We start from the raw sequence: 20,768 nt of genomic DNA on the forward strand, positions 1-20,768 counted from the left end.
GGTGTGCTCCTGTTCAGAGACGGGGCTCGTCGTTGGTTTCAAACACGGGCGTGCGTGGTTTGGGCGCCATGCGCCTGCTGGCAAACACCACCAGCGCTTGATAGGCCGCCGGCAGGCAACGGGCGAGCAGGTCGAGGAAATACGCGTCGCGGCCGATCAGCACGCGGCGTTTGTTTTTGCGCACGCCTTGCAGGATCACCTTGGCGGCCTGGTCGGCGTCGGTGATAAACAGCTTTTCGAAATCGGCGCGCGCCTGTTGTTCGCTATGGATAAGGAAACCGGTCATGTTCGCGTCGATCCGGCTGCTGCGGCAGATGTCGGTGCGAATTCCGCCAGGATGCACGCAGGTGGCGGAGACGCCGCAGCGTTGCAGGTCCAGCTCCTGGCGTAGCGCTTCGGTAAAGCCGCGCACCGCGAACTTGCTGGCGTTGTAGCCACTCATGCCGGGCTGGGCGAACAGGCCGAACACGCTGGAGGTGTTGACGATATGCCCGTCGCCACTGGCCTTCAGGTAAGGCAGGAACGCCTTGGTGCCATGCACCACGCCCCAGAAATTGATGCCGACGATCCACTCCAGGTCGGCATAGTCCACGCCTTCCACGGTGCTCGACAGCGCCACTCCGGCATTATTGAAGACCAGGTTGACCTGGCCATGCTCGGCCGCACACCGCGCCGCCCACTCCAGCATGGCTTGGCGGTCCGAGACATCCAGTACCTGGGTGGTGACGGTCACCGGCGACAGGGTCGACGTCCTGACCAGGTCCCGCGTGTGCTCCAGCCCCTGGCTGTTCTTGTCGGCCAAGGCCAGGTGGCAACCCTCCCGTGCCAGGGCCAGCGCCAGTGCGCGACCCATGCCGGAGGCCGCTCCCGTGATTGCCGCCACGCGGCCGGCGAATGACTTCATGACAGACTGCCTTCTGTGGCGCAATGAGGGGTTGCTGCGGCGCGCGGCACAGGCACAACCGGCGCCCGGCTGACCACATAGTCCTTGAGCGCAAAATGCCGGGTGACTTGCTTGAACCGCCACGTCGAGCCGGGCCACAGTGTGGTGTTCTTGCCGGTACGCGGGTCGAGGTACCAGCTTTGGCAACCGCCGGTATTCCAGATGGTGCGCTTGAGCTTGCCTTGCAATTGCGCGTTGTAGGCCTGCTCCACGGCGGGTTTGACCTCCACCATGGCGATGCGTTGGCGCTGCATCTGTTGCAACGCGTCAAGAATGTAAGCGACCTGGGCTTCGATCATCAGGATCATCGAGTTGTGCCCCAAGCCGGTGTTGGGCCCGACGATCAGGAACAGGTTGGGATAGCCCGGCACCGTGGTGCCTTTATAGGCATGGGCGCCGTCGTGCCAGGTGTCCATCAGGTCGATGCCGTTGCGGCCGATGATGCAGCCGCGGGGCAGGGGATCGGCAGCCTGGAACCCGGTGCCGAAGATCAGGCAATCGGCGGGGTGCTTGATGCCGTCAGCGGTGATCACGCCATCGGCTTCGATCCGCAGCACCTGGTCGGTCACCACCTCGACATTACTGCGTGACAACGCCGGGTAGTAGTCGTTGGAGATCAGCACACGTTTGCAGCCGATGGTGTAGTCCGGCGTCAGAATCTTGCGTAGGGAAGGGCGGGCCACTTGTTTATGCAAATGACGCAGGGCGATTTTCTGCACCATCTTCATCAAGCGCGGGTGCAGGGCAAAGCCCACTACGCGGCCTTCCAACGCCCAGTAGAAGGCACTGCGCACCAGCCTTTGGGTCACCGGCAGATGCTTGAACAGCCAGCGTTCGACGCGTGAGATCGGCCGGTCGGGTTTGGGCATGATCCAGGGCGGCGTGCGCTGGAACAGGTCCAGGTGCGCCACTTGCGGCGCAATCTGCGGCACGAACTGAATAGCACTGGCGCCGGTGCCGATCACCGCCACGCGCTTGCCCTTCAAACTGTAGTCATGGTCCCACTGCTGCGAGTGGAAACGCTTGCCCTTGAAACTGTCCAGCCCAGGAATATCCGGCAGTGCGGGACGCGACAGGCCACCCATGCCCGACACCAACACTCGCGCACTGACCTGGCGGCCATCGCTGAACGTCAGTTGCCAGCGTTGCTGCTGATCATCGAACACCGCCCGTTGCAGGCCCATGCCGAAACGCAGGTACGGCGCCAGCCCGAACCGCCGCGCGCATTGCTCCAGGTAAGCGCGAATCTCCGCTTGCGGGGCAAATTGGCGCGTCCAGTCGGGGTTGGGCGCAAAGGAAAAGGAGTAGACATGGGACTGCACGTCACAGGCACAGCCAGGGTAGTGGTTGTCACGCCACGTACCGCCGAGTGTGTCGGCCTGCTCAGCGACGAAAAAATCGCTGAGCCCGGCTTGCTTGAGTTTGATTGCCATGCACAGGCCGGCGAAGCCTGAGCCGATGATGGCGATGTCGATGGCGTCGCTGTGGGCATTCATAAGCGGTCCTTGGTGGGCATCGGATGTGCTCCTGTTTTTCTTTTGTGTTTTAGATAGAACACCATTGCAAAGGAAAATTGAATTAATTATTTTAAAAAAGATTTTAAATAATCTACCTGAAAATTTCGCCTACGCTAGGACCTTGTTCGATCTATGCGACTTGTCCGACAGACGCGCATGGAGGCTGGGTCCAAGGTATGGGCGAAGGTTGAGGCCTTGATCAATCCCGATCAGGTCGCCAGCAGCAGGGAAGCAGAGGACCGAGCTATGGCTGTCGAGTGGGTTGTCGCTGCGGGTGTGGTGATAGGCGCGAGCGCTGTGTCGTGGGCTTTCAGCGCCTGGATGACACGGCGTATTGAAACCGCCGTTCCGATCAACGGGCGCGTCGTCGAGGTGGATGGCGAGCGCTTTCATTATGTAGACGAAGGCCAAGGCCCAGCGCTGGTGATGATCCACGGGCTGATGGGCAGCAGTCGCAATCTGACCTATGCGTTATCCAGTCAGTTACGTGGGCAGTTTCGCGTCATCAGCGTCGATCGCCCAGGGTCGGGCTACTCCAGTCGGCGCCATGGCACGGCGGCAGACCTGCCGGCCCAGGCGCGCCAAATGGCCGCTTTTATCAAAACCCTCGAACTGGATCAGCCGCTGGTGCTTGGGCATTCCCTGGGCGGTGCGGTTGCCCTGGCATTGGCCCTTGATCATCCGCATGCGGTATCCGGCTTGATCCTGGTGGCGCCCTTGACCCATCCCCAGCGCATGCTGCCGTTGGTATTCCTGTCCTTGGCGGTACGTCCCGCCTGGCTGCGACGCTGGGTATCGCGCACCTTGACCCTGCCCATTGGCCTGTTGACCAAGGGATCGGTGGTCAAGGGCGTGTTCGCCCCCGATGCCGCCCCGCCAGACTTCGCTACGCGCGGCGGCGGTTTGCTGGGGATGCGTCCCGAGAACTTCTTTGCCGCGTCCACCGAGATCAACCGAGTCAACGATCACTTGCCGGACATGGTCAAGCGTTACCCGCTGCTGACGCTGCCAATCGGCCTCATCTACGGCGCCCGGGATAACGTGCTCGACTTCCAGAAACACGGTCAGGGGCTGGCCAGCAAGGTGCCCGGGCTGAAGCTGCAGGTGGTGGAAGACCGAGGGCACATGTTGCCGATTACCGCCACGGAACGAGTGGTGGCGTTGGTCGAGCAGGTTGCCAAACGGGCCGGGCCTGCGCGAAGCGCCGCCGTATTGCAGCCCTCGTTTGCCATAGTGGGCAAATAACCATGCCATCCGATCTGCGGTTCCAGCGCGTCAACGCCCGCCCTAGAGACCTGGCCGGCGCTCTGAAAAAGAGACTGCCCAGTCACGCAAAATGGCCCGGATAAACTGGTTGACGACCTAACGATTCCGCGCTATTTATTTAAAAAATTATTTCAATTTCTAATTTGAAACATTTTTTGAAATGCCTAAGAGCGAATAAAATAATGAAAAAAACGCCTTTTATCGCATGGTTGATGTCTTGGAGCGGTCAGCGCTCCGCCCTCCTGTTTGCTGCCTCCGCCTGCGCTCGGAGGTGGGCATGAACCCGTCCCTGGCGGTGCCAGGCGTCTGGGCCGACGGCAAGCGTTACCTGTGGTGGCTCGGCATCATGCCCCTGGCGACTCCACTGCTCTCGGGGGCCCTGGCTATCGGCACCGGTATTCAGCAACTGTGGTGGATCGGTGTGCTGGTCATCTTCGGCCTGATCCCATTGATCGACGGCCTGTTGGGTGAAGACCTCAGCAACCCGCCGGAATCTGCCGTCAGCCATCTCGAATCCCAGCGCTACTACCGTTGGATCGTCTATACCGGCGTGCTGTTTGTGATCGCCTCGGTCGTGATCACCGGTTGGCTCGCCGCCGGCGGCATTGACTGGATCATCGGCGGCGGGCTGCTGCGGGCCACCGCGGCGCTCGATCCATCGAGTGGGCTGGCACATGCCGCAGCGTTCATTACCGCTCGCACCGAGTTGCACGGCCCCGTCAGTGGCTTCACTTATCTGGGCATGGCGATGTCCACCGGGGCCGCTACCGGTATCGCGATCAACACCGCCCATGAACTGGGGCACAAACCCAAGCCATTGGAAGTGTTCCTGGCCAAGGTCACGCTGGCGCCGACGTTCTACGGGCACTTCTACACAGAACACAATCGTGGCCACCACGTACGCGTCGCCACACCGGAAGATCCGGCCAGTTCGCGCCTGGGTGAAAGCTTCTGGGCCTTCCTGCCGCGCTCGGTATGGTTCAGCGCTCGCTCGGCCTGGAACCTGGAGCGCGAACGCCTGCGCAAACTTGGCCTGCCGGCCTGGCACTGGAAGAATGCGGTGCTCAGCGCCTGGATGTACAGCGTGCTGCTCTGGGGCGCGATGATTGCCTGGCTGGGCGCGGCAGTGATCCCGTTCCTGATCATCCAGGGCGTCTACGGTTTCTCGTTGCTGGAAGTGGTGAATTACGTCGAGCATTACGGCCTCAAGCGCCAGAAATTGCCCAATGGTCGTTATGAGCGCTGTTCGCCGCGGCACTCCTGGAACAGTAATCGGATAGTCACCAATATCTTCCTGTTTCAATTGCAACGGCATTCCGATCATCATGCCAATCCCACGCGTAGTTATCAGTCGTTGCGCCACTTTGATGAGTCGCCGCAACTTCCCTATGGTTACGCGAGCATGATTGTCTGGGCCTATGTGCCGTATTTGTGGCGGCGCCGGATGGACCATCGTGTATTGAATCATTATGCCGGTGATATCACCTTGGCTAATCTCCAGCCTTCACAGCGCTTGAAGTATCTGGAGAAGTACAGCGGCGAAGCCAAGCCGTTTTAATTTGAAATAAAAACGCGTTTTTCGAGTGTATTTCGATAAGGATTTCTACGTCGATTGTTTGTTAGCTTAGTTGCAGGATGGTTGTTTACCCGAACGAAAATAATTTCAAGGGAAGGGCGTAAACATGCAAGTAACTCAGGTCACTATAAAGTTCACCGTTAATGTCGTACTGGCCGCGCTGGGCTTGATCGCGTGGCATCACGCACAGGCCGCCCGTATCGAACCTGCCGGTAGCACGTTTACAGCCCAGGGCCCAATCAGCTTCTCCAAAGGCGCGTTGATCAGTGCCGACTGCACCATCAAGGTGGCCGGCAAAGTGACGGCCGATGGGACATCCGTCAATATCGACAAAGTCGCGTTCGATGGCGGGCTCAAGTGCAGCCGGGTCGAAGCTATTAATTTGCCATGGATCTTGATTGCAAAGGATACAAAAAGCGGCTCGATGTCGAAGATCAGCGTGGACGTGCATGCATTCGGTCTGGGCGGCAAGTGCGGTCCTTCTACCGCAGTCGGTACATGGGATAACGCCACCGGTAAGTTGGAGGCTGCCAATGTACCTATTGGTGATGACTGCACTATTAAAACGGTGTCAATCAAGATGCCGCCTGATTTCAAAGTAGTTGAATAAAGTTGTCGGACTTAAGTGAATTTGGCTGGAATATGAAGCTCTGCTGTTTTACACGTGGCTTCGTGTTCATGGTCATTACCCCAGGCGAATAACTCGCCATTACATGTGAGGCAAAATAATGAAAAGCTTGAAAACCCTCGTTTGTGCAACTTCGTTTGCAATGTGCTTCGGCGCCGCGTCGATGGCCAGTGCGGCTTCCGTCTCTCCGGACGGTCCGTTCTCGACTAACGCCGGCACCATCGTGGTGAAGTCGCCTTCGTCTTTTGGCGCGGCAGTGACATGCGGTATCACTTTTACCGGCAACGTTAGCGGTGGCGTGGCCTCGATCAATGGCGCGACGCTGACCGGCGGCGGTCTGTGCTCTTTGCCAACGCTGACTAACCTGCCTTGGGTATTGACTGCCTCGACGGGCACCACCGGTACCGTGACCAATGTCGGCTACAAGATCACCTCGATCCCAGCCACCAACTGCGGACCAACCCCTATCGCAGTCACTTGGGCTGCAGGGACCAAAACCCTTTCGGCCGCCAATCAGTCGCTGAGCGGAAACTGCACTGTGGTTTCGCTGAACGTTGTGGCTCCGACGCTCACGGTAAACCCGTAAGCGCGTTACTCCGTAAAGGGCTGATCACCCGTTGAAATGCCGGCGCCCCCCGCGAGGCGCCGGTCAACGATAAATCGCCTTCGCTTATCACCCATCCCTGATTGTCATACACCGTTCCAGTACAGGCGCTTTTGAACAACGCTCCATGGTTACACGACCCACCGGCAGGGGCCGGGCGCACATAATAATAGGGAGTACCGCATGAATAATAAGAAACAACACGCTTACACGTTACTGGGACTGGCCTTGTTGGGAGGCCTGATCACTACGGAATATGTGCAGGCGGGCGGGTTTTCCACGCCCACTTATGGCGCCCCCGGTTGGGGCCGCGCATTTGGTGGCGGTTCTCTGTTCAAGAATGACCCGAGTGCGGCGTACAACAACCCAGCGGCCATGGCGTTCATCGATTCAACCATCGTGCAGCAGACCGTCGATTACGCCCGGATCAAGATCAAATATTCCGGCCAGGCGTATGACCATAACGGCAACCCGGTGACCAATACGCCAGTGCTGGATGACCAAGGCAACCTGGGCGATCCGACCCTCAATACCAATAATGGCGGCCAGGGCGGTTTCACCGCATGGCTACCCACTGGTTTTATGGTTATGCCCATCGGCGACCGCTTCGCTTTTGGCCTGAGCCAGGTCGTACCGCAAGGTATGAAAAGTACGTGGAACGAAAACTCAAAGCTGCGGGATTTCGCGGTCGACACCAAGATCGAGACCATCGGCCTGACAGGCTCACTGTCGTTCAAGGTCAATGATGAATTTTCGGTCGGTGGGGGTGCCATCGTTCAGCGCAGCCAGGGAAACGTCAGCCAGAACGTTGATGTGTTGGCTGCCGCAGATGTATCACCCGGGCTTGGCGGCACCGGCTTTCCGACCGGTGTCGGGCATTCCTTGATACGCGTTAAAGTCGACAACATCTCGGTAGGCTGGTTTGGTGGCGTGGTTTGGAAACCGACGCAGCAAGACACGCTGGGCTTGAATTATCACGCCAAGATCAAAAACAAGATGACCGGCAAGTACGACGTTTATACGGACGCCATCGGTCGTAACACAATGACCAACCCTATTGGTCCGAACGGAGAGACGCTGGTTGAAATGGCCTATCCCGGTCTCAAGCTGTTCCCGGATGGCGCGCATGCCAGTGCGCAACTGGATATCCCGGCGACTGCTGCGATTGACTGGGTCCATCAGTTCAATGACCGCTGGACGCTCGGTGTGAGTGCCCAGTGGACTGAGTGGTCCTCGTTCCAGGACCTCACACTCAAGTCTCAGGGCTCGACCATTGTTGCCATTCCCTACAACTACAAAAACGCGTGGATGACCTCAATCGGCGGCGACTACAAAGCCACCGACGAACTCACCCTGCGTGCAGGTGTGGCGTATGACCAGACGCCTACCCGTAACTCCACGCGTGACCCGCGGATCCCTGATGGCGATCGTTATTTCCTGGCGTTTGGTGCCGGGTACGACATCAAGGCAGTGCCGGGCCTGTCAGTGGATGGCGCGTACTCGCACCAGTTCGTCGAAAAGGTCAACCTGAAAACCAAGAACGTCGATCGCCTCGGCGCTGCTCAACTGGACGGGAAGGCTGAGTCGTCAGGTGACGTCGTGAGCTTGTCGGCGACCTATAAGTTCTAGTCACGTACCTGACCGTGTTGAAGCCGGGTATTCAGCGCATCTTGAGACCCGGCGCACACTGACACGCTTACAGAACAATCCGCAGAACCTAATCGGAGCCACATGACTGATGCAATTAGGCTGACTCGTTCAGCCCTGAATATTTTCGCCAGACCATTAAATAAAAATTTCAAAACAAAATTTGAATTTATTTCCCGAGTTTGTAGTGTGGCTCTACGCCCCGCTCAATCCGAGCGGTCCGCACGGGTGCCACGCCCTGAATCAAGTAGAGGTATCCCATGGTTATCTGGTTATTGGTGGGTTTCGTCGCGGCGATTGCCCTGGCGTATCGACAAGCCGCAGCCACCCTGTGGCTGGGCGCCGGCCTGGTATGGCTGGCGGCTGGCTATCTGTTCAACGCAGTGGCCGCATTCGGCGCTACCGTCGCCGCGGTGCTGGTGGTGTTGCCGGCCTTGTTGCTGGCGATCAAACCCCTGCGCCGCGTGCTGTTGACCCGCAAGGCCCTGGGGCTGTTTCGTACGGTCATGCCGGCCATGTCCGACACCGAACGTGCGGCCATCGAATCCGGCACCGTGTGGTGGGACGCCGAGCTGTTCAGCGGCAAGCCCAACTGGCAGCGCCTGCTGCAAGCCGCGCCGGCCAGCCTGAGTGCCGAGGAGCAGGCGTTCCTCGACAACGAAGTCGAAACCCTGTGCGACATCGCCAACGATTGGGAAACCACCCAGGTGTGGCAAGACATGTCTCCCGAGGGCTGGCAATACACCAAGGAAGCCGGCTTTCTCGGCATGATTATTCCCAAGCAGTACGGCGGCAAAGGCTTCTCCCACTACGCGCACTCCCAAGTGGTGATGAAGCTGTCGACCCGCTGCTCGGCGGCGGCCATTTCGGTGATGGTGCCCAACTCCCTGGGCCCCGCCGAACTGCTGCTGCATTACGGCACCGAGGCCCAGCGCAACTATTACCTGCCGCGTCTGGCGCGGGGTGAGGATATTCCGTGCTTCGCGCTGACCAGCCCGTATGCTGGCTCCGATGCCGGGGCCATTCCCGACGTGGGAATTGTGTGCAAGGGCCTGCACGAAGGCGAGGAGGTGCTGGGGTTCAGCGTGACCTGGGACAAGCGTTACATCACCCTCGGCCCGATTGCCACGGTGCTGGGCCTGGCGTTCCGTGCCGAGGACCCGGACGGTTTGCTCGGTGCCGCAGGTGCCCTGGGCATCACCTGCGCGCTGATTCCCACCTCCCATCCAGGCGTGAACAGCGGCCGTCGCCACTGGCCGCTGAATGCGGTATTCCAGAACGGTCCGACCACCGGCAAGGATGTGTTCATTCCGCTGGAATGGGTGATCGGCGGTCGCGAACAAGTCGGCAACGGCTGGCGCATGCTGATGGAATGCCTGGCGGCGGGCAGGGCGATTTCACTGCCGTCGGCCAACGTCGGTCTGGGCAAAGTGGCGGTCCGTGGCACCACCGCCTACGCTGCGATGCGTAAGCAGTTCGGCCTGCCCATCGGCAAGTTCGAAGGGGTGCAGGCACCGTTGGCCCGCATGGCCGGGCACTTGTATGCCTGTGATGCGGTGCGCAAGGTGTCGGTGGCGTCCCTGGATGCCGGCGAGAAACCTTCGGTCATCTCGGCCATCGCCAAATACCACGTCACCGAGCGCGCGCGAATGATCGTCAACGATGGCATGGACATCGTCGCCGGCAAGGGCATCTGCATGGGGCCCAATAATTTCCTGGCACGCGCCTATCAGCAAAGCCCCATCGCCATCACCGTGGAAGGCGCGAACATCATGACCCGCTGCCTGATCATCTACGGCCAGGGCCTGATCCGCTGCCATCCCTATGTGCTGCGCGAAATGGAAGCGGCGCGCAACCCGGATCGGCGCAAGGCCCTGCAGGAGTTCGACAGCGCGATGTTCGGCCACGTGAGTTTTGTACTGGCCAACACCGTGCGTGCCACGGTACATGCGCTGACCGCTGGGCGGCTGCTTTCTGCCCCGGCCAAGACCGACCCGGCGCTGGCGTCCTACTACCGCCAGGCCAATCGTCTGTCGGTGGTGCTGGCATTGGTCTCGGACGTTTCCATGGGGGTGCTGGGGGGCGCTCTCAAGCGCAAGGAAAGTATTACCGGGCGCCTGGGCGATATGCTGTCGCAGTTGTACATCCTGTCTTGCATACTCAAGCGCTTTGAGGACGACGGCCGGCCCCAGGCCGACTTGCCGCTGGTGCATTGGGCGGCCCAGGACGCATTGCTGCGCGCCCATGAAGCGCTGGCCGAAGTGCTCGACAATTACCCGTCGAAAGCCGCTGCGGCGGTGCTGCGGGCCTTGAGTTTCCCGTTTGGCATTCCTTTGCGCAAACCGTCGGATCGCCTGTTGGCCCAAGTCGCCGAGGTCGTACAGACCCCCGGCGAAACCCGCGACCGTTTGCTCGCCAACTCCTACATCCCGCGCCCGGAAATCGACAAGCTGGCCTATGGCGAACTGGGGTTCCGCCTGTTGCCCCAGGTGGAGCTGATCGAGGCACGGCTCAAGCCCGTCATCAAGCAAGGCCTGCTCGCGCCAATGCCGATTTCGTCTGCGGCCTTTACCGGCTGGCGCGTCAAGGCACGGGCGTTGGACCTGATCAGCGACGACGAGGACGCTTTGCTCGCACGTTATGTGGAATACGCCGATCACGGCATCCAGGTCGACGATTTCCCGCAGGACTTCGGTTTGCTGGAGGCCCTGCAGCAGCGCAAGCAGGCGTTGGAGCCCGCCAAACGTCGCGCCAGCCAAAGCGAGAACGCTTCGGTCAATTAATCCAAACGCGGTCCCAATGTGGGAGGGGGCTTGCTCCCGATAGCGGTGGCTCAGATGCAGATTCACTGACTGACACACAGCTATCGGGGGCAAGCCCCCTCCCACATTTGATCGGTTTTCCAAGGCAGGATTGTGTTGTGAATGGACCTATCTATGAGTGACCGCTACCTTTCTTTCGTCAATTCCCTCTGGGGCCGTCGCCTGGCCCACGCCGTCGGCTTGCCGCAACCCTTGCCCCTGCAGCGCCATCGCAGCGGCCAGCACGGGTTGGCCAACCCGGTCATCGTCGCCGGGGCAGGGCGCCTGACCGAGCACGTACATCGCCTCTTCAGCAGCACCGACACCGTCGCCGCCACCCCGGCGACCGTCAAGGCGCCGTCGACGGTGAAGGTGCAGGGCGCGGTGTTCGATGCCACGCACGTGGCCGACCTGCAGCACCTGGATGAGCTCTATACATTTTTTCACGCCAACGCCAGACGCCTGGGCCAACACGCGCGCGTGGTGGTACTCGGCACCGCACCGGAACATTGCCAGGACTTGCCCCAGGCCGTCGCCCAGCGCGCGCTCGAGGGGCTGGTGCGTTCGCTGGCCAAGGAGCTGCGCCGGGCGATCACCGTGCAGTTGATCTACGTGGCGCCGGGCGCCGAGGACGCGTTGGACAGCAGCCTGCGCTTTTTTCTGTCGCGCCGTTCGGCTTATGTGTCGGGGCAAGTGATACGCCTCCAGAAGCCGGTGGACAGTCACATCACCCTTCACTGGGACAAACCGTTCGCCGGCCGTCGCGCCCTGGTGACCGGCGCCTCCCGCGGCATCGGCCTGGCCATCGCCCAGGTGTTGGCGCGCGACGGTGCCCATGTGGTGTGCGTCGACGTGCCCCAGGCCCAGTCGGCGCTGCAGCAGGTCGCTGACAGTGTGGACGGTTCGGCATTGCCCCTGGACATCACCGCGCCGGATGCCGCCGCGTTATTGCAGGCGCATGTCAGCCAGTATGGCGCCTTTGATGTGGTGGTCCACAATGCCGGAATCACCCGCGACAAGACCATCGCCAAGATGACCGAAACCGCCTGGCGCAGTGTGCTGGCGGTCAACCTCGAGGCGCCGTTGCAGCTCAGCCAGGCGCTGCTGGATAACCACGGCCTGAACCCCGGTGGGCGGATTGTGTGCGTCTCGTCGATTTCCGGTATCGCCGGCAACCTCGGGCAGAGCAACTACGCCACGTCCAAGGCCGGGGTGATCGGCCTGGTGCAGGGCCTGGCCCCGCGTGCGGCGGCGCAGCAGGTGACGGTGAATGCGGTGGCGCCAGGGTTTATCGAGACGCAGATGACCGCGAAAGTCCCGCTGTTGATCCGCGAGGCCGGGCGGCGCATGAATTCGTTGCTTCAAGGCGGCCAACCGGTCGATGTGGCCGAGGCCATCGCCTGGCTGGCGCATCCGGCGTCCGGTGGGGTCAACGGCCAGGTGGTGCGGGTGTGCGGTCAAAGCCTGCTGGGAGCCTGAACCATGGACTACGTGACCCAGATCATCGACCCGCCACCCTCGCGCATCCAACTGGTATTCGACGCTGTGCGCGGCTTGCGCAAGCCCGAGCCTGGCGCCGCGCCGCCGTTGCCCCGGGAGCGTCTGGTACGCCCGGCGGTGGAACTGTCGAGCGCCGCCATCGCGGCGTATGCCCGTGCCGCCTGGAATGAGAGCCTTACATGAGTGACTACTTCAATCCGCCACCGACCCGACGCGTGGCGATCATCGGCGGTAACCGCCTGCCGTTTGCCCGTTCCAACACTGTGTATGCCCATGACAGTAACCAGGACTTGCTGGTGGCCGCCCTGCAAGGCCTGGTGGATCGCTACAACCTGCACGGTCAGCGCCTGGGCGAATTCGTCGCCGGTGCGGTGATCAAGCATTCGCGCGATTTCAACCTGGCGCGCGAGTCATTGCTGTCGACCACGCTGTGCGCGCAGACCCCGGCCTACGATGTGCAGCAGGCCTGCGGCACGGGCCTGGAAGCCGCGTTGCTGGTGGCCAATAAAATCGCGCTTGGCCAGATCGAAGTGGGTATCGCGGGAGGCGCGGACACCACCTCCGACGCGCCCATTGGCATCAACGAATCCCTGCGCCACACCTTGCTTGCGGCCAATCGGGCCAAGGGCATAGGCGACAAACTGAAGGCCTTGTTGAAGGTGCGCCCTTCGATGTTCAAGCCGCTGCTGCCGCGCAATGGCGAGCCGCGCACCGGCCTGTCGATGGGCGAGCACTGCGAAGAAATGGCCAGGCGTTGGCAGATCAAGCGCCTGGCCCAGGATGAGTTGACCCTCGCCAGTCACCAACGCCTCGACGCGGCCTATAAGCGCGGTTTCTTCGACGATCTGATCAGCCCCCATCGGGGCCTCGCACGGGACAACAACCTGCGCGCCGACATCAGCCTGGAAAAACTCGCGAGCCTGGCGCCGGCCTTCGACCGCCAGGACGGCACGCTCACCGCCGGCAACTCAACGCCCCTGACCGACGGCGCTTCGGTGGTGTTGCTGGCCAGCGAAGCGTGGGCCGCTGCCAATGGCTGGCCGGTGCTGGCCTACCTGCGCACCGGTGAAACGGCGGCGGTGAATTTCGTCGACGGCACCGAAGGCCTGTTGATGGCCCCGGCCTACGCCGTACCGCGCATGCTCAAGCGCGAAGGCCTGGGCTTTGCCGATTTTGATTTCTTCGAAATCCACGAAGCGTTCGCCGCCCAGGTGCTGTGCACGCTCAAGGCCTGGGAAGACCCCGACTACTGCCGCGAGCGGCTGGGCCTGGACGCACCGCTGGGCGCCATCGACCGCGCAAAAATGAATGTCAACGGCGGCTCGCTGGGCTGCGGCCATCCGTTTGCCGCCACCGGTGGCCGGCAACTGGCGGCGTTGGCCAAGGCGATCCATGAGCGCGGCGGCGGTCGCGGCTTGATCTCGATCTGTGCGGCGGGCGGGCTGGGTATTACCGCCATCGTCGAAAAGTAGCCCTATCCACAACAACAATAAGGACGCAGCCATGAACGCCATCAGCCTGGAACACACCGAACGCATCTGGTTGAACGCCTACCTGCCCGGCGTGCCGGCGGACATCGATGCCGCTATCGAGGCTTACCCCTCGTTGCGCGAAGTGTTCGTGGAACACCTGGAAAAATTCCGCGAGCGGGTGGCGTATGTCAGCATCGGCACGCCCATGACTTACGCCGACTGGCACATCCAGGGCAGCGCATTTGCCGCCTGGCTGCAGGGCCAGGGGGTGAAGAAGGGCGACCGCGTCGCGTTGATGATGCCCAATTGCCTGCAGTACCCGATCTGCCTGCTGGGCACGATCCTGGCCGGTGCGGTGGTGGTCAACGTCAATCCGTTGTACACCGCCCATGAGCTCAAGCACCTGCTCAAGGACAGCGGCGCCGAGACCGTGGTGATCTTTGAAAACTTCGCCCACACCCTGGAAAAGGTCATCCCAGGCAGCAGCGTCAAGCGCGTGGTGGTGGCGGCCATCGGCGACCTGCTCGGCACCTTCAAGGGCGCGGCGATGAACTTCATCCTGCGCCGCGTGCAGAAGCAGGTGCCGGCCTTCACGCTGCCTGGCTCGGTGCGTTTCAACCAGGTGCTGAAACAGGGGCGGGCGCTCAACTTTCTGCCCGTCAGCATAAGTCGCGATGAGCTGGCCTTCCTGCAGTACACCGGCGGCACCACCGGCGATGCCAAGGGCGTGATGCTCAGCCATCGCAATATTATTGCCAACCTGCTGCAAGCCAAGGCCTGGGTCGGTGATCAACTCGACCAGCACAAGCAGGAGACCAACGTCACCTTGCTGCCGCTGTACCACATCTTTTCTTTGACGGTGAACTGCCTGATGTTCATGTGCCTGGGCGGGCGCAATATCCTGATTGCCAACCCACGGGACGTGAAACGGGTGCAGATGATCCTGCGCAAGGAGCGCTTCAACGGGATCGCCGGGGTCAACACGCTGTTTAACGGTTTGCTGGAGAACAAGGAGTTCTGCGCGCGGGACTTTTCCGACCTGCGCATGGTGATCGCCGGGGGCATGGCCACGCACACAGCGGTGGCCAAGCGCTGGAAGGAAGTCACCGGCTTGCCGATCGTCGAGGGCTACGGGCTGACCGAGTGTTCCCCGGTGGTGAGCATCAGCCCCATCGACATCAACCGCATGCGCGAGATGGAATTCACCGGCAGCATCGGCGTGCCCTTGCCGTCGACCTGGGTGCGCTTCGTGCGTGAAGACGGCGAAATCGCCGAAATCGGCGAGCAAGGCGAACTGCAAGTGCGCGGGCCGCAAGTGATGCAGGGCTACTGGAAGCGCCCGAAGGAAACCGCCGAAGTGCTGGACGCCGAAGGCTGGTTGTCGACCGGTGACATCGGCGTGATGGATGAGCGCGGCTACATCCGCCTGGTGGATCGCAAGAAGGACATGATCCTGGTCTCGGGTTTCAACGTGTACCCGAACGAAATCGAGGACGTGGTGGCGATGCACCCAGGGGTGGCGGAAGTGGCGGCGATCGGTGTGGAAGATGGCGTGACCGGCGAGAAGGTCAAGATCATCGTGGTGCGCAAGGACCCGAGCCTGACCCAGGAGCAGATCCTCGCCCATTGCCGGGAATATCTGACCGGCTACAAGGTGCCCAGGTACGTGGAGTTTCGCACCACCGAACTGCCTAAAACCACAGTCGGCAAAGTGCTGCGCCGAGCCCTGCGCTGATATTGAAGATAACTGCGATCAACTGTGGGAGGGGGCTTGCTCCCGATAGCGGTGTGTCAGCCGACTCATGTATTGGCTGAACCACCGCCATCGGGAGCAAGCCCCCTCCCACATTTAGATTGAGTTCACTTCGACCCAGCGCTCTTCAAGCGCCGCCACACGAATCGCTGTCGCCAGCCGCTCCACCGCCCACGCCGCTTCAAAATCGGTGCCATCCGCACCTTGCCCCGCCAGCGCCATGATCAGTTCGTGAACCTCCAGCGTCTTCAACTCGTTGTACCCCAACTGGTGGCCGGCCGCCGGGCTGAACGCGGCATAGCCGGGCAGGGCCGGGCCGGCGAGCAAGCGCTGGAAGCCATCCTGGCCGGCTCGGCACAGGCGCAGCTCGTTCAAGCGCTCCTGATCGAACGCCAGCGTGCCCTGGGTTCCGCTGATTTCGAAGCTCAGGTGATTCTTATAGCCATGCTTGAGCCAACTGCTGCTCACCGTGCCGCGCGCGCCGTTGGCAAAACGCAACAGGGCATGCACCTGGTCGTCCACGGCGATGCTCTTGAGTTCATGGCTGCCTTTGAGGGCCGGTCGTTGAGCGTGGACGGTGTGGGTATCGGCGCACACGCTGGCCACATCGCCCACCAGGTAATGGGCCATCGACAGCAAATGGCTGCCCAGGTCCGCCAGCGCGCCGCCAGCGTGTTCCACCTCGCAGCGCCACGACCAGGGCGAGGCCGGGTCGGCCATGAAGTCTTCGCTGAATTCGCCCTGGAAACTGATGATCTCGCCAAGCTCGCCGCTGGCAATCATCTGTCGCGCCAGCACGATCATCGGGTTGTGCTGGTAGTTGTAGCCCACGCGCGTCACCACCCCGGCCGCGCTGGCAGCTCGACGCATGGCATCGGCCTGTTCCAGGCTGACCGCCAGCGGCTTCTCGCAGTACACCGCCTTGCCGGCAGCAATGGCAGCCATGGCCATGGGGTAGTGCAGGTGGTTGGGGGTGGTGATGGCCACGACATCGACCTTGGGATCGTCGATCAGCGCCTGCCAGTCGGCATGGGCCTGGGCAAACCCCCAGGCGCTGGCGCAACGCTGCGCGCGCTCGGCGTCGGCATCGGCCAGGGCCGCCAGTGTAAGCGTGACTGGCAGTTCGAACACCGCCCGAGCGTTGTTGAACGCCAGCGCGTGGGCGCGCCCCATGAAGCCTGTGCCGATCAAGCCGATTCCGAGTTCACGCATCGCCGTGGTCCTTTGGATTATTGTTTTCAGGAAGTGTATTAATGGAATAAATATTCTCAAAATTCAATAGATGGAATAAAAATTCATTTCACGCAGGACGCCATGATGCTCGTTCCCACGCTCCGCGTGGTAACGCCGCCAGAGACGCTCCGCGTCCCATAACATCATCATTTGAGCTGATGCAGCTATATTCACCATGTGGCCAAACGCCGCCAGTTAACAAAAGATAACGTAGCGCCGATTGTCAGACGATTCCAAAGCCCGATAGGATGGCCCGTGCTTGCGCCAGGCGCTCTAGATTGCAGGTTTCAGAGCCCCGCGCAAAGCAACACGACCTAACAATAATAAATGGGAGAAAGGTCTATGAGTGAGCCTGTCATGGGTTGGGTTGTTTGCCGCCCACGCGCCGCACGCAAGCTTGCGTTGCTGGCCACAGCGCTCTCGCTGTTTGGCGCCGTTGCGTTACCCAGCGTCGTCCACGCCGCCAGCGATACCCCCGCCGCAGCGGTGTCTGCGATTGAATCCCCCAAGGCCGCCAAAGGCCTGATGATTGACGTGGTCCACGCCGGCCAGCGCCTGGTGGCGGTGGGGGATCGCGGGCACATCCTCTATTCCGATGACCAGGGCAGCACCTGGACCCAAGCCAAAGTCCCCACCCGGCAGTTGCTCACGGCGGTGTTCTTCGTCGATGCCAGCCACGGCTGGGCGGTCGGCCATGATGCGCAGATCCTCGCCAGCAGCGACGGCGGCGCCAGCTGGACCCAGCAATACCAGGACCTCAAGCGCGAAGCGCCGTTGCTCGACGTATGGTTCAACGACGCCAATCACGGCCTGGCCGTGGGCGCCTACGGTGCGCTGATCGAGACCACCGACGGCGGCCAGACCTGGGAAGACGTCAGCGACCGCCTCGACAACGAAGACCAGTTCCACCTCAACGCCATCGCCTCCATCAAGGACGCCGGCCTGTTTATCGTCGGTGAGCAGGGCAGCATGTTTCGCTCCAGCGACGACGGCCAGACCTGGGAAAAACTCGAAGGCCCCTATGAGGGCTCGTTGTTTGGCGTGATCGGCACCGCTCAGCCGCAAACGCTGCTGGCCTATGGTTTGCGCGGCAACCTGTATCGCTCCACCGATTTTGGCAGCACCTGGGAGCCCGTCGAGTTGAACGCGGCGCGGGGCGCGCTGGAGTTTGGGTTGTCCGGCGCGACCTTGCTGGAGGATGGTGCCATCGTCGTCGTCGGCAATGGCGGCAGCGTGGTGGTCAGCCATGACGACGGCCAGACCTTCAGCGTGTTCAACCGCCCGGACCGTATCTCACTCTCGGCGGTCACTGCGGCCGGCAACGGCAACTTGGTCCTGGTCGGGCAGGGCGGCGTTCGCGTCGCTACAGCTGCTGGCGCCGAACCGAAAAAACAATAAGAAGGCGGAGAAAGAATGAGCAGTCATCACAACGATAAAGCGACCTTTCTTGAGCGCCTGATCTTCAACAACCGCCCGGCAGTGATTGTCATCTGCTTGCTGGTAAGCATCTTCCTGTTCTGGCAGGCGACTTTGATTCGCCCGTCCACCAGCTTTGAAAAGATGATCCCCCTCAAGCACCCCTTCATCGAAAAGATGATGGAACACCGCAACGATTTGGCCAACCTGGGCAACACCGTGCGCATCTCGGTGGAAGCCAAGGACGGCGACATTTTCACGAAGGAGTACATGGAGACCCTGCGCCAGATCAACGACGAGGTGTTCTACATCTCCGGCGTCGACCGCTCGGGCCTCAAGTCGTTGTGGAGCCCCAGCGTGCGCTGGACCGAAGTGACCGAAGAAGGCTTCGCCGGCGGTGAAGTGATCCCGCAGAGCTACAACGGCTCGCCGCAAAGCCTCGACCAGTTGCGCAACAATGTGCTCAAGTCCGGCCAGGTCGGCCGGCTGGTGGCCAACGACTTCAAGTCGAGCATCGTCGATATCCCACTGCTGGAGTCCTACCCGGACCCGCAGGACCAAGGCAAGTTGCTGGCCCTGGATTACCGCAAGTTCTCCCATGAACTCGAAGACAAGATCCGCGACAAGTTCGAAGCGCAGAACCCCAACGTCAAGATCCACATCGTGGGCTTCGCCAAGAAAGTCGGTGACCTGATCGATGGCCTGGTGATGGTGGTGCTGTTTTTCGGCATCGCGTTCGTTATTACCCTGATCCTGCTGCTGTGGTTTACCAACTGCCTGCGCAGCACCGTCGCAGTGCTCAGCACCACGCTGGTGGCGGTGGTCTGGCAGCTCGGCCTGATGCACTTCTTCGGCTTCGGGCTGGACCCGTATTCGATGCTGGTGCCGTTCCTGATCTTCGCCATCGGCATCTCCCACGGGGTGCAGAAGATCAACGGGATCGCCCTGCAGTCGAGTGAGGCAGACAACGCCCTGACCGCCGCGCGGCGCACCTTCCGGCAATTGTTCCTGCCGGGGATGATCGCGATCCTCGCCGATGCCGTGGGCTTTATCACCTTGCTGATCATCGACATCGGCGTGATCCGCGAACTGGCGATCGGCGCGTCCATCGGCGTGGCGGTGATCGTGTTCACCAACCTGATCCTGCTGCCGGTGGCGATTTCCTATGTCGGCATCAGCCCGCGGGCCATCGCCCGGAGCAAGAAGGACGCGAACCGCGAACATCCGTTCTGGCGTCTGCTGTCGAACTTCGCCAACCCGAAAATCGCGCCCATCTCCATCGCCCTGGCAGTGCTCGCCTTCGGCGGCGGCCTCTGGTACAGCCAGAACCTCAAGATCGGCGACCTCGACCAGGGTGCGCCGGAACTGCGCCCCGACTCGCGCTACAACAAAGACAACAACTTCATCATCAGCAACTATTCGACCAGCTCCGACGTGCTGGTGGTGATGGTCAAGACCCGCGCCGAAGGTTGTTCGCGCTATGAAGCCATGGCGCCGATCGACCAGTTGATGTGGAAAATGCAGAACACCGAGGGCGTGCAGTCGGCGATCTCGCTGGTCACTGTGTCCAAGCAGATGATCAAGGGCATGAACGAGGGCAACCTGAAATGGGAAACCCTGTCGCGCAACCCCGACGTGCTGAACAACTCCATCGCCCGCGCCGATGGCCTGTACAACAATAATTGCTCCCTGGCGCCGGTGCTGGTGTTCCTCAACGACCACAAGGCCGAGACCCTCGACCGCGCCGTGCATGCGGTGCAGGACTTCGCCAAGGAGAACAACAAGGACGGCCTGGAATTCATCCTCGCCGCCGGCAACGCCGGGATCGAGGCGGCCACCAACGAGGTGATCAAGGAGTCGGAGCTGACCATCCTGATCCTGGTGTACCTGTGCGTGGCGACCATGTGCATGATCACTTTCCGCTCCTGGGCGGCTACCCTGTGCATCGTGCTGCCGCTGGTGCTGACCTCGGTGCTGGGCAATGCGCTGATGGCGTTCATGGGCATTGGCGTCAAGGTTGCGACCTTGCCGGTGGTGGCGCTGGGCGTGGGGATTGGCGTGGACTACGGCATCTACATCTACAGCCGCCTGGAAAGCTTCCTGCGCGCGGGCTTGCCGTTGCAGGAAGCCTATTACCAGACCCTCAAGTCCACCGGTAAAGCCGTGCTGTTCACCGGCCTGTGCCTGGCCATCGGCGTGTGCACCTGGATCTTCTCGGCGATCAAGTTCCAGGCTGACATGGGCCTGATGCTGACTTTCATGCTGTTGTGGAACATGTTCGGTGCACTGTGGCTGCTGCCGGCACTGGCACGGTTCCTGATCAAGCCCGAGAAGCTGGCGGGGCAGAAGGGCAACTCGCTGTTTGCCCACTGATTGCCCGAGCGACATAAAAAGACCGCAGCCCTGGCTGCG

General features: G+C 61.3%; 14 protein-coding genes and 1 pseudogene. 12 read left to right on the forward strand and 3 right to left on the reverse strand.

The genetic code is table 11. The annotated features are described in order from the left end of the window. Window positions 1-13 precede the first annotated feature (13 nt). On the reverse strand, window positions 14-904 hold the full coding sequence (locus C4J92_RS12355; RefSeq protein WP_124404036.1) for an SDR family oxidoreductase: 891 nt from the start codon (window positions 902-904) through the stop codon (window positions 14-16). Continuing rightward, a complete protein-coding gene (locus C4J92_RS12360) occupies window positions 901-2,439 on the reverse strand; it encodes an NAD(P)/FAD-dependent oxidoreductase (protein WP_124404037.1) in 1,539 nt (512 codons plus the stop codon). The genes C4J92_RS12355 and C4J92_RS12360 overlap by 4 nt, the downstream gene beginning before the upstream one ends. Before the next feature lie 267 nt (window positions 2,440-2,706). On the opposite strand from C4J92_RS12360, the gene C4J92_RS12365 reads away from it, so the two are divergent. The 10 genes and pseudogenes from C4J92_RS12365 (at window position 2,707) to C4J92_RS12410 (ending at window position 15,689) form a co-directional block, all read left to right on the forward strand. Continuing rightward, on the forward strand, window positions 2,707-3,705 hold the full coding sequence (locus C4J92_RS12365; RefSeq protein ID WP_124404038.1) for an alpha/beta fold hydrolase: 999 nt from the start codon (window positions 2,707-2,709) through the stop codon (window positions 3,703-3,705). A gap of 298 nt (window positions 3,706-4,003) precedes the next feature. Next, entirely contained in the window at window positions 4,004-5,284 is a 1,281-nt protein-coding gene (locus C4J92_RS12370) for an alkane 1-monooxygenase (RefSeq protein ID WP_124404039.1), read from the forward strand. A 124-nt stretch (window positions 5,285-5,408) separates the two neighbouring features. Beyond that, complete coding sequence (gene praA / locus C4J92_RS12375; RefSeq protein ID WP_124404040.1) at window positions 5,409-5,912, forward strand: alkane oxidation protein activator PraA; 504 nt, start codon at window positions 5,409-5,411, stop codon at window positions 5,910-5,912. A 118-nt stretch (window positions 5,913-6,030) separates the two neighbouring features. Further along, the gene (gene praB / locus C4J92_RS12380; protein WP_124404041.1) at window positions 6,031-6,516 is read left to right on the forward strand and encodes an alkane oxidation protein activator PraB; all 486 of its coding nucleotides are present in this window, start codon (window positions 6,031-6,033) and stop codon (window positions 6,514-6,516) included. A gap of 201 nt (window positions 6,517-6,717) precedes the next feature. Beyond that, window positions 6,718-8,163 (forward strand): outer membrane protein transport protein, encoded by a 1,446-nt coding sequence (locus C4J92_RS12385; RefSeq protein WP_124404042.1) that lies wholly within the window; start codon window positions 6,718-6,720, stop codon window positions 8,161-8,163. 278 nt (window positions 8,164-8,441) lie between these two features. After that, on the forward strand, window positions 8,442-10,964 hold the full coding sequence (locus C4J92_RS12390; protein WP_124404043.1) for an acyl-CoA dehydrogenase: 2,523 nt from the start codon (window positions 8,442-8,444) through the stop codon (window positions 10,962-10,964). 153 nt (window positions 10,965-11,117) lie between these two features. Continuing rightward, entirely contained in the window at window positions 11,118-12,461 is a 1,344-nt protein-coding gene (locus C4J92_RS12395; RefSeq protein ID WP_124404044.1) for a 3-oxoacyl-ACP reductase, read from the forward strand. A gap of 3 nt (window positions 12,462-12,464) precedes the next feature. Continuing rightward, window positions 12,465-12,641 (forward strand): annotated as a pseudogene (locus tag C4J92_RS12400) (acyl dehydratase); the annotation flags it as partial. A 20-nt stretch (window positions 12,642-12,661) separates the two neighbouring features. After that, window positions 12,662-13,954, forward strand: coding sequence for an acetyl-CoA C-acetyltransferase (locus C4J92_RS12405; RefSeq protein WP_124404045.1), 1,293 nt, complete (start codon window positions 12,662-12,664; stop codon window positions 13,952-13,954). Window positions 13,955-13,985: 31 nt separating this feature from the next. Continuing rightward, entirely contained in the window at window positions 13,986-15,689 is a 1,704-nt protein-coding gene (locus C4J92_RS12410) for an AMP-binding protein (RefSeq protein WP_124404046.1), read from the forward strand. A 114-nt stretch (window positions 15,690-15,803) separates the two neighbouring features. Here the strand turns inward: C4J92_RS12410 and C4J92_RS12415 are convergent, their stop codons facing one another. Beyond that, entirely contained in the window at window positions 15,804-16,919 is a 1,116-nt protein-coding gene (locus C4J92_RS12415; protein ID WP_124404047.1) for a Gfo/Idh/MocA family protein, read from the reverse strand. Window positions 16,920-17,297: 378 nt separating this feature from the next. On the opposite strand from C4J92_RS12415, the gene C4J92_RS12420 reads away from it, so the two are divergent. Together C4J92_RS12420 and C4J92_RS12425 are read left to right on the forward strand one after the other, a co-directional pair. Continuing rightward, window positions 17,298-18,338, forward strand: a complete 1,041-nt coding sequence (locus C4J92_RS12420; protein WP_177413199.1) for a YCF48-related protein — start codon at window positions 17,298-17,300, stop codon at window positions 18,336-18,338. 15 nt (window positions 18,339-18,353) lie between these two features. Next, window positions 18,354-20,729, forward strand: coding sequence for an RND family transporter (locus tag C4J92_RS12425; protein ID WP_124362662.1), 2,376 nt, complete (start codon window positions 18,354-18,356; stop codon window positions 20,727-20,729). Window positions 20,730-20,768: the final 39 nt, after the last annotated feature.

The sequence above is a fragment of the Pseudomonas sp. R3-18-08 genome, from assembly GCF_003852065.1.
Classification (GTDB): Bacteria; Pseudomonadota; Gammaproteobacteria; order Pseudomonadales; family Pseudomonadaceae; genus Aquipseudomonas.